The organism is Collinsella sp. AM31-2AC, assembly GCF_003469285.1.
Lineage (GTDB): Bacteria > Actinomycetota > Coriobacteriia > Coriobacteriales > Coriobacteriaceae > Collinsella > Collinsella aerofaciens_AT.
On the sequence record NZ_QSJB01000009.1, the window covers coordinates 26039 to 40617 of the forward strand.

At 59.2% G+C, this 14579-nt stretch carries 15 protein-coding genes; 10 read left to right on the forward strand and 5 right to left on the reverse strand.

From position 1 onward, the window contains the following. Positions 1-2 precede the first annotated feature (2 nt). The 5 genes from DW796_RS05510 (at position 3) to DW796_RS05530 (ending at position 5285) form a co-directional block, all read left to right on the forward strand. Entirely contained in the window at positions 3-1022 is a 1020-nt protein-coding gene (locus DW796_RS05510) for a Gfo/Idh/MocA family protein (RefSeq protein ID WP_233539677.1), read from the forward strand. A gap of 144 nt (positions 1023-1166) precedes the next feature. Next, positions 1167-2033 (forward strand): deoxyribonuclease IV, encoded by an 867-nt coding sequence (locus DW796_RS05515; protein WP_089573000.1) that lies wholly within the window; start codon positions 1167-1169, stop codon positions 2031-2033. 147 nt (positions 2034-2180) lie between these two features. Further along, a complete protein-coding gene (locus DW796_RS05520; protein ID WP_117773776.1) occupies positions 2181-3041 on the forward strand; it encodes an ABC transporter substrate-binding protein in 861 nt (286 codons plus the stop codon). Between the two features lie 117 nt (positions 3042-3158). Next, positions 3159-4520: an ABC transporter permease subunit gene (locus tag DW796_RS05525; protein ID WP_231501583.1), complete on the forward strand. Its 1362-nt coding sequence runs from the start codon at positions 3159-3161 to the stop codon at positions 4518-4520. A 12-nt stretch (positions 4521-4532) separates the two neighbouring features. Then, the gene (locus DW796_RS05530; RefSeq protein WP_055251428.1) at positions 4533-5285 is read left to right on the forward strand and encodes an amino acid ABC transporter ATP-binding protein; all 753 of its coding nucleotides are present in this window, start codon (positions 4533-4535) and stop codon (positions 5283-5285) included. Between the two features lie 116 nt (positions 5286-5401). On the opposite strand, the gene DW796_RS05535 is transcribed toward DW796_RS05530, so the two are convergent. Continuing rightward, complete coding sequence (locus tag DW796_RS05535) at positions 5402-5821, reverse strand: flavodoxin (RefSeq protein WP_117564429.1); 420 nt, start codon at positions 5819-5821, stop codon at positions 5402-5404. Between the two features lie 45 nt (positions 5822-5866). Further along, positions 5867-6571 carry a DUF3793 family protein gene (locus DW796_RS05540; protein WP_118094509.1) on the reverse strand — a complete coding sequence of 235 codons (705 nt, stop codon included), beginning with the start codon at positions 6569-6571 and terminating at the stop codon, positions 5867-5869. 174 nt (positions 6572-6745) lie between these two features. On the opposite strand from DW796_RS05540, the gene DW796_RS05545 reads away from it, so the two are divergent. Then, positions 6746-7129, forward strand: a complete 384-nt coding sequence (locus DW796_RS05545; RefSeq protein WP_118094510.1) for a heavy-metal-associated domain-containing protein — start codon at positions 6746-6748, stop codon at positions 7127-7129. A gap of 26 nt (positions 7130-7155) precedes the next feature. On the opposite strand, the gene DW796_RS05550 is transcribed toward DW796_RS05545, so the two are convergent. Beyond that, complete coding sequence (locus DW796_RS05550) at positions 7156-7581, reverse strand: hypothetical protein (RefSeq protein ID WP_233503836.1); 426 nt, start codon at positions 7579-7581, stop codon at positions 7156-7158. After that, on the reverse strand, positions 7574-9079 hold the full coding sequence (locus DW796_RS05555) for a DNA repair protein (protein WP_118094511.1): 1506 nt from the start codon (positions 9077-9079) through the stop codon (positions 7574-7576). Before DW796_RS05555 ends, DW796_RS05550 begins: the two co-directional genes overlap by 8 nt. A 223-nt stretch (positions 9080-9302) precedes the next feature. Here DW796_RS05555 and DW796_RS05560 point away from each other — a divergent pair, with 223 nt between their 5' ends. The 4 genes from DW796_RS05560 (at position 9303) to DW796_RS05575 (ending at position 13523) form a co-directional block, all read left to right on the forward strand. After that, a complete protein-coding gene (locus DW796_RS05560; protein ID WP_158551583.1) occupies positions 9303-9827 on the forward strand; it encodes an iron-containing alcohol dehydrogenase in 525 nt (174 codons plus the stop codon). A 199-nt stretch (positions 9828-10026) separates the two neighbouring features. After that, positions 10027-11721, forward strand: a complete 1695-nt coding sequence (gene pgi, locus DW796_RS05565; protein WP_117564424.1) for a glucose-6-phosphate isomerase — start codon at positions 10027-10029, stop codon at positions 11719-11721. A gap of 236 nt (positions 11722-11957) precedes the next feature. After that, positions 11958-12800, forward strand: coding sequence for a Cof-type HAD-IIB family hydrolase (locus DW796_RS05570; protein WP_187362377.1), 843 nt, complete (start codon positions 11958-11960; stop codon positions 12798-12800). Positions 12801-12863: 63 nt separating this feature from the next. Further along, positions 12864-13523 carry an HAD family phosphatase gene (locus tag DW796_RS05575; protein ID WP_338134623.1) on the forward strand — a complete coding sequence of 220 codons (660 nt, stop codon included), beginning with the start codon at positions 12864-12866 and terminating at the stop codon, positions 13521-13523. 181 nt (positions 13524-13704) lie between these two features. On the opposite strand, the gene DW796_RS05580 is transcribed toward DW796_RS05575, so the two are convergent. Continuing rightward, the gene (locus tag DW796_RS05580; protein ID WP_118094514.1) at positions 13705-14568 is read right to left on the reverse strand and encodes a TatD family hydrolase; all 864 of its coding nucleotides are present in this window, start codon (positions 14566-14568) and stop codon (positions 13705-13707) included. Positions 14569-14579: the final 11 nt, after the last annotated feature.

The window sequence follows — 14579 nt, forward strand, 5'->3', positions numbered from 1 at the left end:
TCGTGGGCCATCGGGATTCATGTGATGATTTGCGTGAGGTTCGTTGGGGCGTTTTGGGCGCTGGGCACATTTCGCATCGATTTGCATCGTCGCTCAAGAAGGTCGACAGGGCACGGCTTGTGGCTGCCGCCGGTCGCACTCCTTCGCATGTTGAGGAGTTTTGCAGGGCGTTTTCGATCGATGCTGCGCACAGTTATGTCACGGCTGACGATGGCGGCGATGCGGCTTATGATGCGCTGATTGCCGACCCCGATGTCGACGCAATCTACTTGGCTCTTCCGCATGGTATGCATACGCGTTGGGCCTGTCGCGCGCTGCGCGCCGGAAAGGCCGTGCTGTGCGAAAAGCCGGCCGTTTTGAGTGAGGAAGAGGCTCTCTCGATTGCCTCCGCCTCTCGCGAGTGCGGCGTGCTGTTTATGGAGGCGATGAAGAATCGGTTTTGCCCGATGCGCACTCGCGTGGAGGACTTGCTTGCGTCGGGCGAGCTCGGCTGTATCGTCTCGATCGAAAGCGTGCAAAAACTCGATTATGGTGAGTCCCCTTCGAGTTATCTGCTCGATCCGTTGCAGGGCGGCTGTCTATATGACATGGGCTGCTATGCGGTCGGGTGGTTTGAGGATTTGCTTGCGGGTGCGTGCGATGTTTCGTCTCGTGAAGTTCGCTGGCGTGACGTATCGGGCGGCCGCGTGGATTGGGCCGATGAGATTCATATGAGTGTCGGCGGTATACCCATTCATATGGTGTGCGACGGCAAAGCAGCATATGAAAGCCGCTTAACGATTGCCTGCGAACGGGGTTCGTTGGAAATCGAGCGCCTCCATCGCCCCGAGCTCGCCCATGTGAAGTACTCCGACGGTCGAGTGCTCGAAATCGACGCCCCATTTGAGGTCGATGATTTTTACGGCGAAGCTTCGCATGCGACTCAGCTCATCCGGGCGGGGAAACTCGAGAGTCCCGTCATGCCCCTTGCCGCCACACAGCGCTGCGCGCAGATCATCGATGCGATTCGCTTGACGCTCTAGGCTGCGGTGCTGCTGCTCAAGGGGGCTCGGCGGACCGTGCCCCTGATGCCCCTTTTATATCTTGCGGTGGAATACGGTCTGTTTGCGCCAAAATAAGGCACCAATAGACCGTATTTCACCGCAACTGATGAGGGGGAGTTGGAGATGCTGACGATCGGGTGTCATCTTTCGACGACGAAGGGCTATCGGGCGATGGGGGAGACGGCGTTGTCCATTGGCGCCAATACCTTTGCGTTCTTTACGCGCAACCCGCGCGGTGGCAAGGCAAAAGACTTTGACATGGATGACGTGGCGGCTCTGCGCGAGCTTATGGCACAAAACGACTTTGGACCGCTGGTGGCGCATGCCCCGTATACCTATAACCCCTGCTCGGCCAAAGAGCGGGCGCGCGAGTTTGCCCTGGAGGCCATGGCAGAGGACCTGCGGCGCATGGAAGCGCTGCCCGGCAACTACTACAATTTTCACCCCGGTGCGCATGTGGGACAGGGGGCGGACGCCGGCATTCAGATGATTGTCGACACACTGTGCCAGGTGATGTTTGAGGGGCAGCAGACGACGGTATTGCTCGAGACCATGGCAGGCAAGGGCACCGAGGTGGGCCGTAGCTTTGAAGAGCTGGCGTGCATTATCGAGGGCGTTGCCGCCAAGTGCCCAGAGCTGTCCGATAAGCTGGGCGTTTGTTTGGACACCTGCCATGTGAACGATGCCGGCTACGACATCATCCATGATCTGGACGGCGTACTCGACGAGTTCGATCGCGTGGTGGGTATCGATCGCTTGCATGCTGTACACATCAACGATTCGAAGAACCCTTGTGGCGCCCATAAAGATCGTCACGAGTGCATCGGCAAGGGATACCTTGGCAGCGAGGAATTTGGTGGCGGTATGCAGGTTATGCAGAATATTGTATCGAATGGCCGTTTGCGTTCACTGCCGTTTATTTTGGAGACTCCGAACGAACTTGCAGGTTATGCAGCTGAAATTAGACTATTAAGGTCATTGCAGCAGTAATGACTGTCATAAAGTAGAGTATTCCATTCACGTTATGGGTTTGTTTCAATCAGTTTTCTCATTGCAGATTCGTAATTCCGGGTGCATAATAGCCAACAGTTTTTGCAGACCTCTGAATCAAACGAGGTCACCGGAAGGAGACTGATTATGAAGCTCAAGAAGCTTGGCGCATTTGCCGCCACGGGTGCCATGGCGCTCGCCCTTGCTCTGACGGGCTGCGGCTCGTCCAACGCCACCTCTGGTTCTGATGCCGGTTCCAGCAGCTCTGACGACGCTAAGGTCGAGAAGGTCGACGGCTCCAAGGAGTACGCACTCGTCAAGGACGGCACGCTGACCGTCGGCACCTCTGCCGAGTACGCCCCGTTTGAGTACAAGGACGACAACGGCGATTATCAGGGCTTTGACCTTGAGCTTATCAAGGCTATCGGCGACAAGCTGGGCTTGGATGTCGAGTACGTCAACAATGACTTTGACACGCTGGTTCCGGGCGTCGCTTCGGGTGCCAAGTATGACGTCTCCATCGCGGCTATCACTGACACGCCCGAGCGTGAGAAGGAAGTCACTTTCTCCGATTCCTACTACATGGACGATCAGGCCATCGTGACCAAGGTCGATAACGCCGACATCACGGCTGACAACTACAGCGAGAAGCTCAACAACGCCGACGCTACCATCATCGTCCAGTCTGGCTCGACCGCCGAGGCCTTTGCCCAGGAGAACTTCCCCAAGGCCAAGATCGTCCCCTACAAGGATGCTACCGAGTGCTTCAGCGCCTTGCAGTCCGATAAGGGTGACGCCGTAGTCACCAACCGCTCCGTTGCCAGCCAGCTGACCGCCGAGCAGTTCAACACCTGCCAGACCATCAAGCAGATCAGCACCGGCGAGGAGTACGCCATCGCCATCAACCAGGGCAACACCAAGCTCAAGGACGACATCAACCAGGCCATCAAGGACCTGACCGATGACGGTACCGTTGACGCCCTCATGGCTAAGTACAACATCAAGTAAACTAGCTACTTGATTGTGCGCGGGCCCTTTCCGTTTTGCGGAGAGGGCCTTTGCGCTTCTCTTGACGGAGAGTGTTTCCGTCTCGTTTTGCCGGCAACTTCTACGATAGGAGCCACCTTGTCTCGACTGAACAAAGGGGCCGCGGAGCAGCGTTTTTCACTGCCCGCCTTGCTCCAAAAGCTAGCCTGCGTCATGGCCGTGGCGCTCGCGCTGGTGTGCGCGGGGGCATATGCGCCCACGACCGCCCAGGCGCTTGAGACCGCAAAGATTACCGCCCGACCCAACACCGGTTCGGGCAGCGCTGTGGTCGGCGGCACCGAGACGCGCATTACCTGGGAAGTTCAGGCCGATGCCGACGAGGAGCTGAGCGGTCTTTCTTTGACGTTTGTCGACGGCACGACGTTTGGTACCGATGACACGCGATTGACGATGCTCTCGGGCGAGGACCTCATGGATCGTACGCCCATGAAACCCACGTGCAAGGCTGACGGCCAGACGCTCAAGATCGATTTTGGCGAGACGGCGCCTGCCGGCGGCTTTTTCCGTGTCGAGGTTTACGGCGTGACCTTCCCCGTCGAGGGCGGCGATGAGGCCTTTAGCGGCACCTATACGCTCGCCGACGGGTCGACCAAGAAGATCTCCAAGATTCCGTCGGTGGAGATCAAGGGCGTGACGGCCTTCGATAACTTCTTGGCCGACCTTAAAGAGCAGCCGTGGGTCGAGGCCTGGAACTCCAATATGTTCCTGCGCCTGTTCCTGAACCCGGTCATTTTGGTCCAGAGCCTGCCGATCGTCTTTAAGGGCTTCCTCATGTCGCTCTCGATCGTGCTCGTGGCGTTTCCGCTGGCAATTCCCTTCGGTTTTGCCCTGTCGCTCATGCGCATCTCCAAGTCGCGCATCCTGCGCTGCCTCGCCGGCATCTACGTGAATATCATTCGCGGTACGCCGGCGTTCCTGCAGATCTACATCGCGTTCTTCGGTCTGCCGTTGGCCGGCGTCAAGGTGGACGACTATGTCTTGGGCGTTATCGTCATGGCCATGAACTCGTCTGCGTACCTGTGCGAGATCTTCCGTGCCGGTATTCAATCAATCCCCAAGGGCCAAAACGAGGCTGCTCGCTCTCTGGGCATGAATGCCTTCCAGACGCTGCTCTACGTTATGATTCCGCAGACGTTCCGCAATGTTTTGCCTACGCTGACCAGCGAGTTTATCTTGCTTTACAAGGATACGTCGCTGCTTGCCGCCGTGGGTGTGGTCGAGATCGTCATGAACGCCCGTACCATCGTGGCCACGACGGGCTCCATTACACCGTACGTGGTTGCCGCTCTGTTCTATCTGGTCATCACCCTGCCGCTCGCTCGCTTGGTGAGCGGTCTTGAGGCGAGGCTTCTGGGCACGGCCGAGACCAAGAAGAAGCGTCCCGCCAAGAGCGCCGGACAGGTCGTCGCGACGCCCGCCGATCACATCGCCGGTCTGTAAGGAGGTCCTATCATGAGCGAAACCAATAACTCGAACGAGGTCGTCGTCAGTATCAAGAACCTCCAGAAGGCCTTTGGCGACAACGTGGTCCTGCGCGATATCGATCTGGATGTGCACAAGGGTGAGGTCGTTGTGGTCTTGGGCCCCTCGGGCTCGGGCAAGTCGACGATGCTTCGCTGCATCAACCGTCTGGAGCATCCCACGAGTGGCTCGATTGTCGTTGAGGGCGTGGACGTGTGCGCCAAGGGTGTCGACCTTAACAAGGTACGTACGCATCTGGGTATGGTGTTCCAGCAGTTCAATTTGTTCCCGCACCTCTCAGTCAAAAAGAACGTCATGCTCGCGCAGCAGAAGGTACTCAAGCGCAGCAAGGAAGAGGCCGAGAAGATTGCCGTCGAGGAGCTGACCAAGGTCGGTCTTGCCGAGCGTATCGACTTTATGCCGAGCCAGCTCTCGGGCGGCCAGCAGCAGCGCGTTGCCATCGCTCGCGCCCTGTCGATGAACCCGCACGTCATGCTCTTTGACGAGGCCACCTCGGCGCTCGACCCCGAGCTCGTGCGCGACGTCCTGGGCGTCATGCGCGACTTGGCGCGCGACGGCATGACCATGATCGTCGTGACGCACGAGATGGGCTTTGCCCGCGATGTCGCCGACCGCGTCGTCTTTATGGACGGCGGCGTCATTGTGGAAGAGGGTACGCCGAGCGAGGTCTTCGACCACCCCAAGAGCGAGCGCACCAAGGCGTTCTTGGGAAATATCTCGTAGCCGGTTGATGTAACTGCCGTTACAAAAGAGCGGGGGCTGGACTTGAATCCAGCCCCCGCTCTTTTGTAGGGATGGGGATGCGCTGTGATACAGGCTCTTTTGGAGGCCTGGTTTCGTTACGCGAGCTCGGCTCCGAGGGCCTTGCAGGCCGCCTCGCCCTCATCGTCGGGCGCATCGTAGCAAATGACGGAGTCCACGACGTTGACGCCGGCCTCGTCGGCGTCGGCCTTCCAGTTGTCCATCCACTCGCCCTCGGCCCACGAATAGGAGCCAAAGAGGACGACCTTCTTGTCGCCGAGGGTCTCCTTGACCTCGTCCCACATAGGCTGAAACTCGTCATACTCAAGCTCCTCGGAGCCCATGGCGGGGCAGCCGAAGGCGAAGGCATCATATTCGGCGGCCTTGTCGGCAGAGAAGTCGGCGCAGGGGATGACCTCAGTCTCGGCCCCCGCGGACGTGGCGCTTTCGGCGACGAGGTTTGCCATGGCCTCGGTATTGCCCGTGCCGCTCCAGTAGACGACGGCGATCTTGCTCATGTTTTGTCCTTTCGGTCGTGCGGCGCTTGCCGCGGCTTGTACGTTCTATCGGGTTGCCTGGGCAAGTTGCGCCAGGCTGCAGCCCTGCTGATAGATAAAAGTGAAGTATTGGGTGCAGGCACGGTAGGCATCAAACGTCGCAAGCGCCTGCTCGACATTTGCGTAGACCTTCCAAGCTCCAAAGACCTTGTAGTTCTCGCCGCGCTGGACGATAAATTCGTGCACGTCGTCGTAGGGATATCCAAGGAAGTAGCCTATTTCGTGCGGAAACTCGCAGGTGCAGTCTTTGCTGCAGCTAGCTTGCTGGGGTAGTGCGCATCGAGTCTGGCTGCAGGCGCATTCCGCGACGTTATTGCTCGCGAGCGTGATGCGTGATGCCAAATGCACAAGGCATGCCGAAAGGTCTCTCGTGTCGTAGCCTTCCGAGGTGAGCGCCGTTTGGACGCGAGGGTCTGCGAAATAGGTGGTGAGGCTTTTGGCTCGGTACGCGTACACGAGCGCTCCGCAGGGCCGCCAGACCAAAACACTCAGGTGGATGCCGAGCGGGTCAAGCTCGCGATTGCACTGGGCGATAACGTTGAGCAGGCGTGCTCGGCGTTCTGCAATGGTTTCGGTTGTGGTCGAGCCGCCCCCGCGGGCGTAGGTGCCTGGATAGGTAAAGAGCGATGCCGGCTTGATGCCCGCGAGCGTGGGAGAGCAGTTGCGCACGACTGCCGCCTGAAACGTTGGGATGTCTATGGTTCGAGTCACGGCGCTCCTTACGGATCTAAACTGTTAGCCTAGGAAAACTTATACACAAAAGTAAGCCATGGTCAACAAAAAAGTTTGAAGAGGGAAACTAATTGACCGAACAGACATGATTTTGGGTTAAGATGGGGGCACCCCATGGGGGTATCTAGATAGTGCTACTTGAAAGGGGAGCGCATGAGTGACTTGCTCAACCCTGCGAATCTCATCGTGCTGGCCGTCATTGCCGTCGGCATGTTTTTTGGACTGCGTCGCATTGCCGCTTCGACACACGGGAAGAGTTGCTGCAGCGATGGTACGAGCGGCAAGAAGGCCAAAAAGGTTGCTGTGGTGGATACCGATGCGTCACACTATCCCTATAGCGATGAGCTGCTCATCGGCGGCATGAGCTGTGACGGCTGCGCTCAGAACGTAGCCAATGCCCTCAATGCGCTGGATGGCGTGTGGGCAACGGTGACGTATGCGGACCACACGGCACGCGTGCGCTCTAAGCAGCCGGTTGATCGTGGTGTCCTCGAGACGGCCGTGAAAGACGCGGGCTACTACGTCATGACGCTGTAAGCGCCGCCCTGGATGCGCTTCCTTGGCTAGGCTCGTCCGCGCAGTTCGATGTCTTGGATGTCATCGAAGTCGATGGCGATGTCTCGGAGCTTGAGGAGCTTGAAGGCGGGGAGCGCCTCGTCGAGGATGCCGGTGCGGCTGCGATAGCCGTATGTATCGTAATAGGTGACACGAACCAAGTCGCCACGTTTGAGACCCTCGAGCTTTTTAGAAAGTACGAGGGCTTTTTCTTCCGTGAGCTCACGTTTTGACTCGACGGTGATTTCCTGCTTGCGCACGAGTTCGTAGTATCCCGTGAGGGCGGCAAAGGGCATAAACTGTGCGGCGCGGTTGGCGCGCACGGCACCGTTGGCAGTGAGGTTGGGGTCGGCGGCGCGGCGTCTGCCCTCGGGGTCCGCCAGGCGCTCGAAGGCGGTCGGCGGGCGCACGGGCTGCTGCTTGGGTTTAGGCACGATGTCCTCCAACTTGGCCGTTGCGTTCGCGCGCGGTGGCGCCGGCGGTAAAGCTTAATCCCTTGACGAGCGCGTTCTTGCCGTACTTGCCTTTCACGGCCAGGATGGCGCGCGCCAGGTCGCGCTCGCGCTCATCGGCCTCGATATCGCTGAACAGATCGATGGTGGCAAATTCCTCGGGCACAAGATTGCCAAATCCCAGGTTGATGCGCTTGACCGGTCGTTTGGGATCGACCGTTTGTGCCCAAAGGTCATCGAAATACCCCATGATTTTCTTAAACGAATTAGTGCGCTCGGGCAGCTTTCGCGAGGCGTTGGAGTGCGCAAAGAGTGCGGCATAGCCACCACGCGGTTTGCCGCCATGCTCTCCCACAAAGATGCCATCGATTGCCTGCGCTTCGCGCACCAGGCGACGCCTTTCGTCATCGCGCTGGACGGGCTTGGGAGCACGGGGCGCGAGCTCGGGGCCGTCGGTCGCTGCGGGCTCGATGCCCGAGGTGCTCGAGCGCAAGTGTCCGCAGCCGTCTATATACTGCGCCGTGCCGCTGGCGTTGAGCCGGCGTATGTCGGCGCGCTCGCTCGCGTAGCCCACAAAGAGCGAGATGCTGTCGCAGACCACGTGCTTATCGACTAGATCCAACACGGCGTTGTCGACCATTTCGCGCAAGACGGTGTAGGCCTGCTCGTAGGCATAGCCCTTCGAGAGCACCTGTCCTGTGGTGGTCGAGGTCGCTTGCGGGCGATAGGCTTGGATATCGGCGATGGTTGTCGGCTCGCGCCCGAAGGCGTGGTCGATGAGATATTCGGCATTGACGCCGAGTTCGTCGTAGAGCAGGTTCTCGTCGAGTGCGGCGACGCCCATCAGGTCGTAGACGCCGTATTTCTCGAGACGGGCCGCCACGCCGGGGCCGATGCCCCAGATGTCGGTGATGGGGCGATGGGGCCAGATCTCCTTGCGAAAGATCTCGTCGTCGAGTACGCCAATGCGGCTGACTACGTGCTTGGCGGTGATGTCGAGCGCCACCTTGGCCTGGAATAGGTTGGGGCCGATACCGACCGTCGCCGTGATGCCGGTGCGCCCCAAGACCTCGTCGCGCAACATGCAGGCGAACCCTTCGGCATCGGTGTGATAAAGGTCCAGATAGGGCGTCACGTCGATAAAGCACTCATCGATGGAGTAGACGTGCACGTCCTGGGGGCTGACGTATTCCAGATAGACGCCGTAGATTTGCGCCGACACCTCCATGTAGTGTTGCATGCGCGGCACTGCTTTGATGTAGTCGATGCCGTCGGGAATCTCGAATAGACGGCAGCGGTTGTGTATCCCGAGGTCCTTCATGGTCTGCGTGATAGCGAGACAGATGGTCGTGCGTCCGCGCGATTCGTCGGCAACGACCAGGTTGGTGGTGAGCGGATCGAGCCCACGATCGACGCACTCGACGCTGGCATAAAACGTCTTGAGGTCGATGCAGATGTAGGTGTGCTGCTCGTGCTCCATCCGAGCCTCCCATCAAACACATGTTCTTATCGAATACCTGTTCGATAATACCTGCTCGACCGGACACCGTCAAAACCTGTCCCTATTTGGCAGGTATGGTCGTGCGGTTGCATCGGGTTTTTAACGCAGCCCTAAAGAGCGCGAAACAGCTCGGAAAAGCTCGCTTCGTAGCATGAGGCTAACGATTGATACCACCATAAAGCACGGAAGGGTTGTGGGGATAATGGTCAACTATGGGTTTGGTATGCCGACGCGCTTGGTTGCGGATGGGGATGTGGCTCGCTGGTGCGGGCGATTGGTTGCCCACTATGGCGGCACCAAGGCACTGGTCGTGCTGGGAGGCGACAAGCACACGCGTGATGAGCTCGTTTCGGCGGCGCTGGGCTCGCTCGATCGTGCCCTGCTCGAGCGCGTGCTTTTCCGCTGCGGTTTGGTCGGGGGCGACGGGGGAGACGAGCTGATCGACGAAGCCGTGGCCTTGGCGACCGACGAAGGCGTGGACTTTGTCCTGGCGATCGGCGATGCCGATACGGCCGGCTTTGCGCGCGAGCTCGCCCGTCGTATGGAGGCGCTCGATGCCGGTGAGGACGGCTTTGTGCCTTATGGATGCATCGTCTCCGAGGGAAAAGTGCCCGCCGTTGTGGGTGCCGGCGAGGTTCCCGTTTTCGCCATCATCGCGCCCGAACTGCTGGAGGGCATCGGGTCTCCTCTGCGTGAGTTACTCGGTAGCGTCTGCGCCGCGGCCTAATATTTGCCATAAAGGGATAGGTCATTTTTGATTGGTAAAGCGTTTGACCTGCCAAAATAAACCTGTCCCTTTTTGGTCGGTTGCCGTTTGGGGGCCGATTGGCAACGCTCGCTGATTATAGTCTTGACCTGCGCTAGAATAGTGGCATCTGAATGTCCGGGCGCATGGAGGCGTGTGCCCGTATGCTGAGGAGGACTCTATGGCAACTGTTGCCGCACCTATCGATGCTACGTCGACTGCCGCTTGGAAGGCGCTCGAGGCCCATCAGGAGAAGCTCGAGGCCGAGGGTATCGACCTCAAGGCCTGGTTCGCCGCCGATGCCGAGCGCGTGAACAAGCTGAGCTTTGACGCCGGTGACCTGCACTTCGACCTGTCCAAGAACCTGGTGACTGATGAGACCGTCAAGCTGCTGTGCGATCTTGCCCGCGAGGTGAAGCTCGAGGAGCGCCGCGACGCCATGTTCTCCGGCGAGCACATCAACACCACCGAGGACCGCGCCGTCCTGCACACCGCGCTGCGCCGCCCGGCAAGCGAGAAGGGCCAGCTCATCGTCGACGGCCAGGACGTCGTCGCCGACGTGCACGAGGTTCTCGACCGCATGTATGCCTTCGCCGAGCGCGTGCGCTCCGGTGAGTGGAAGGGTGTTACCGGCAAAAAGATCGAGCACCTGGTGTCCATCGGCATCGGCGGCTCCGATCTGGGCCCGGTCATGGCTTACGAGGCCCTGCGTCCCTATGCCGACGCCGGTATCGATTGCCGCTATATCTCCAACATCGATCCCAACGACCAGGCCGAGAAGCTCAAGGGTCTGGATCCCGAGACCACGCTCGTGATCATCGTCTCCAAGACCTTCACCACGCTCGAGACCCTCACCAACGCCCGCGAGGTCAAGACCTGGATGCTCGAGCAGCTCAAGGCTCAGGGCGCCATCGATGGCTCCGATGAGCAGAACGCCGAGGCCGTGGCAAAGCACTTCGTTGCCGTTTCCACCGCGCTCGAAAAGGTCGAGGCCTTCGGTATCGACCCCGCCAACGCCTTCGGTTTTTGGAACTGGGTCGGCGGCCGCTATTCCGTCGACTCCGCCGTGGGTCTGTCGCTGATCGTCGTGCTCGGCCCCGAGCGCTTCCAGCAGTTCCTCGAGGGCTTCCACGCCATCGACGAGTACTTCTGCAACACGCCGCTCGAGAACAACGCCGTCGCGCTGATGGGTCTGCTCAACGTCTGGTACGTCAACTTCTTCGGTTCCAAGAGCCACGCCGTGCTGCCGTACTGCCAGTACCTGCATCGTTTCCCGGCCTACCTGCAGCAGCTCACCATGGAGTCCAACGGCAAGCATGTCCGCTGGGACGGCAGCGCCGTGACCTCCGACACCGGTGAGATCTTCTGGGGCGAGCCCGGCACCAACGGCCAGCACGCCTTCTACCAGCTGCTGCACCAGGGCACCGTGGTGGTTCCGGCCGATTTCATCGCCTTCGCCAATACCGCCAACCCTGCGACCGACAGCGGCCAGGACGTGCACGAGCTGTTCCTGGGCAACTTCCTGGCCCAGACCAAGGCACTCGCCTTTGGCAAGACAGCCGACGAGGTTCGTGCCGAGGGCACGCCCGAACAGATCGTCCCGGCTCGTTGCTTTGAGGGCAACCGCCCGACGACCTCGATCTTCGGTGACACGCTGACCCCGTTCGCGCTTGGCGAGCTCATCGCCCTGTACGAGCACATTACGTTTGTCGAGGGCACGGTCTGGGGCATCGACTCCTACGACCAGTGGGGCGTCGAGCTGGGCAAGCAGCTTGCCAAGCAGATCACCCCGGCCTTCCACGACGACGCCGCCAAGGCCGAGCAGGACGCTTCGACCCAGGCGCTCATCGAGTTCTATCGCGCTCATCGCAAGTAGTCTTTACGGCTGAGTTGGCTTATGGCTGAAAGGGGCCCGTATCCGTTGGGATACGGGCCCCTTGCTATTTGGATAGGATGGAATGTATTGGGAGGCGCCTCGACGGGCATCGCAATCGTCGAAGGCGCGCCGTTCATGTTTGGGACAATATGACATTTTTCCCGTTGCAAACAGCGCCGCCGTGGGTGTTCTGTATGATGGCTCAGACAAGGTTGTTCAATGACAGGGAGGCATATATGGCAATCAAAGCCATCGCAATGGATATCGACGGTACGCTCACCAACGACCAAAAGGTCATCAGCCCGCGTACGCGCGAGAAGCTGCTCGCGACGCAGGAGTCGGGCATTAAGCTCATCTTGGCTTCGGGCCGTCCCGCATGGGGGTTGCACGCCTTGGCGCAGGAGCTCGACCTTCAAAACCATGACGGTCTGCTAGTTGCCTTTAATGGCGCGCATGTGGTCGACGCTCAGACCGATGAGGTCCTTTTTGACCAGGCCATGCCGGCTGACGAGCTGCACCGTCTGATTGATCATCTGCGCAATTTCGACGTGATCCCTATGATTTCGCTCGGTCGCGATTTGCACGTCGAGGACTCGTACCATTGCATGATCACGCTGCCTGACGGCTCGCAGAAAAACATCGTCAAATACGAGCGCGATGCCTGCGACCTTAAGATCCGCGAGGTCGAGAGTCTTCACGAGGTGGCAGACGCCTATCCGGTAGACAAGTTGCTCACCGCGGGCGACCCCGCGTACCTGCAGGCGCATTACGAGGAGATGTATGCGCCCTTTAAGCAGACGCTTTCGGGCATGTTTACGGCCGACTGGTACTTTGAGTACACGGCGCCCGGTATCGACAAGGCCCGTGCGCTCGAGGGTGCCCTGTCCAAGCTGGGCATCGATGCCAGTGAGGTCGTATCGTTTGGCGACGGCCAGAACGACAAGTCCATGATTGAGTGGGCGGGTACCGGTGTTGCCATGGGTAACGCCGTCGACGAGGTCAAGGCTGTGGCCCAGATGGTGACTGCCGGCAACAACGAAGACGGTATCGCGGTGGCACTCGATAAGCTACTGGGCTAGAATCGCCGATAATGCATGGTTCGGGCGCCTGCTTACAGGCGCCCTTTTGTTAGGGAGGGTGCCGTGTCCGCATTTCCGTTCGACGCCGTTATCTTTGACATGGACGGCGTCATCGTCGATACCGAGTATTACTACCTGGGGGAGACTGCCGCGTTTGCCAAGGAGCTTGGGCTGAATCTAACCCAAGAGGAGCTAAACGGGCAGGTTGGCACCTCACATCAGTTCTTCCTGCATATGCTGGTCGATTGGTTTGAGCGCGCCGGTAGGGGGCATTTCACTGGCGAGGAAGCGTTGGCCCGTTGGGACGAGTGGGCGCATAAGCGCCCGCGCGACTATCAGGCTTTGATCAACCCGGGTGCCGTTGATACGATTCGAGAGCTGCCGCGCCGCGGCGTCCGTGTGGCGCTGGCGAGTTCGTCTCCCATGGTCAGCATCGAAGAGGTGCTCCATGCATGCGGACTGTCGGACGCCTTTGAGTACGTGGTGAGCGGCGAGCAGTTTAAGGAGAGTAAGCCCGAGCCCGACATCTACCTGCATGCGCTGGATCTGTTGGGGCTGCCTGCGGACCGTTGCTGCTGCGTTGAGGATTCGGTGCCTGGTATCACTGCCGGCAAACGCGCGGGGTTAACGGTGATTGCCAAGCGCGAGGAGCGGTTTGGCTTTAGCCAGGATGCCGCGGACAAGATCATCGACCAGCTGCCGGAACTGCTTGAGCTTTCTTAGGGGGTCTTTGTGGCCTTTCTGGGAGCGAGTGGGCAAAAAATGCCAAATATGAGTACTGTCACTATTTTGGTAACAGCAAAATCAAGCCTTTGAGACCCTAGTTGAGTGTCTGGGGATGATTTAAGCCTGCTTGATATGGCTTTGCCCATGTTAAAGCGCCTTGTTAATGAACTGATGTACATTAACAAGGCGCTAATTTGTTGCAAAATAATGTGACTAGCTTTGCAACAGTACTCATATTTGGCATTTTTTGCCCACCGGGGTCAGCGGAAGTCAAAAATGGAGTGCGAATTCCCCAAAGCAATCGATTCGACCTCTCCACAGCGCAGTTTTTAAGTTCGGCGATGCGCCGGGAGACGCTTTTTAGCGATGCGTTGAGCTGCCGTGCGCTTGTATCCGCTTGCGGCTCGGCCGGAGCGTCGGTTTCGAACAGCAGGCGGTCGAGTGGAATCTGTCGGGCGTATTCACGACCGCGCTTGGTGGCGAGCATGCGCTCGCTGACGGAAAAATAGCAGCCTGCATCGCGCGCGCGGACGAGTTCGTCCGAGGTGCCGCTAAACCAGTGAAAGATGATGGCGGGGGAGTTGGGGCTTGGGGTGAGTAATCCATATGACTCAAGGGCGTCCAGTACGGTTCCTGCCGAACGAACAGCGTGAATTGATATCACGCGCCCGGCAAGAGGGTGCTGCGCGAGTGCATCGCAGAGCCGGTCAAATGCCTGTACTTGTAGCGGCTCGCTTCCGGCAAAACGAGCGGAAAAGTCGAGCCCGACCTCGCCGATCAAGCGTTCTTGTGCAGCGACTTCGCAAAGCAGGTCGATTTCGGTAGCGCTGCATCGGCCGTCGGCGAGCCACCAGGGATGGAGGCCGACGCCCGCGATGATGTTCGGGTGGTGACTGGCGCGTGTTTTTGCTGCCGCGAAGTCGCGTGGGTCGACGCCGCAGTCAAATAGACCCAGGCCCAGTGCCGTCGTCTCATCGGCAACGGTATCCGGGCAGGCCATCAAATCAAGATGACAGTGTGCATCAAACAACTGCGGCTCCATCGCGGCATCCC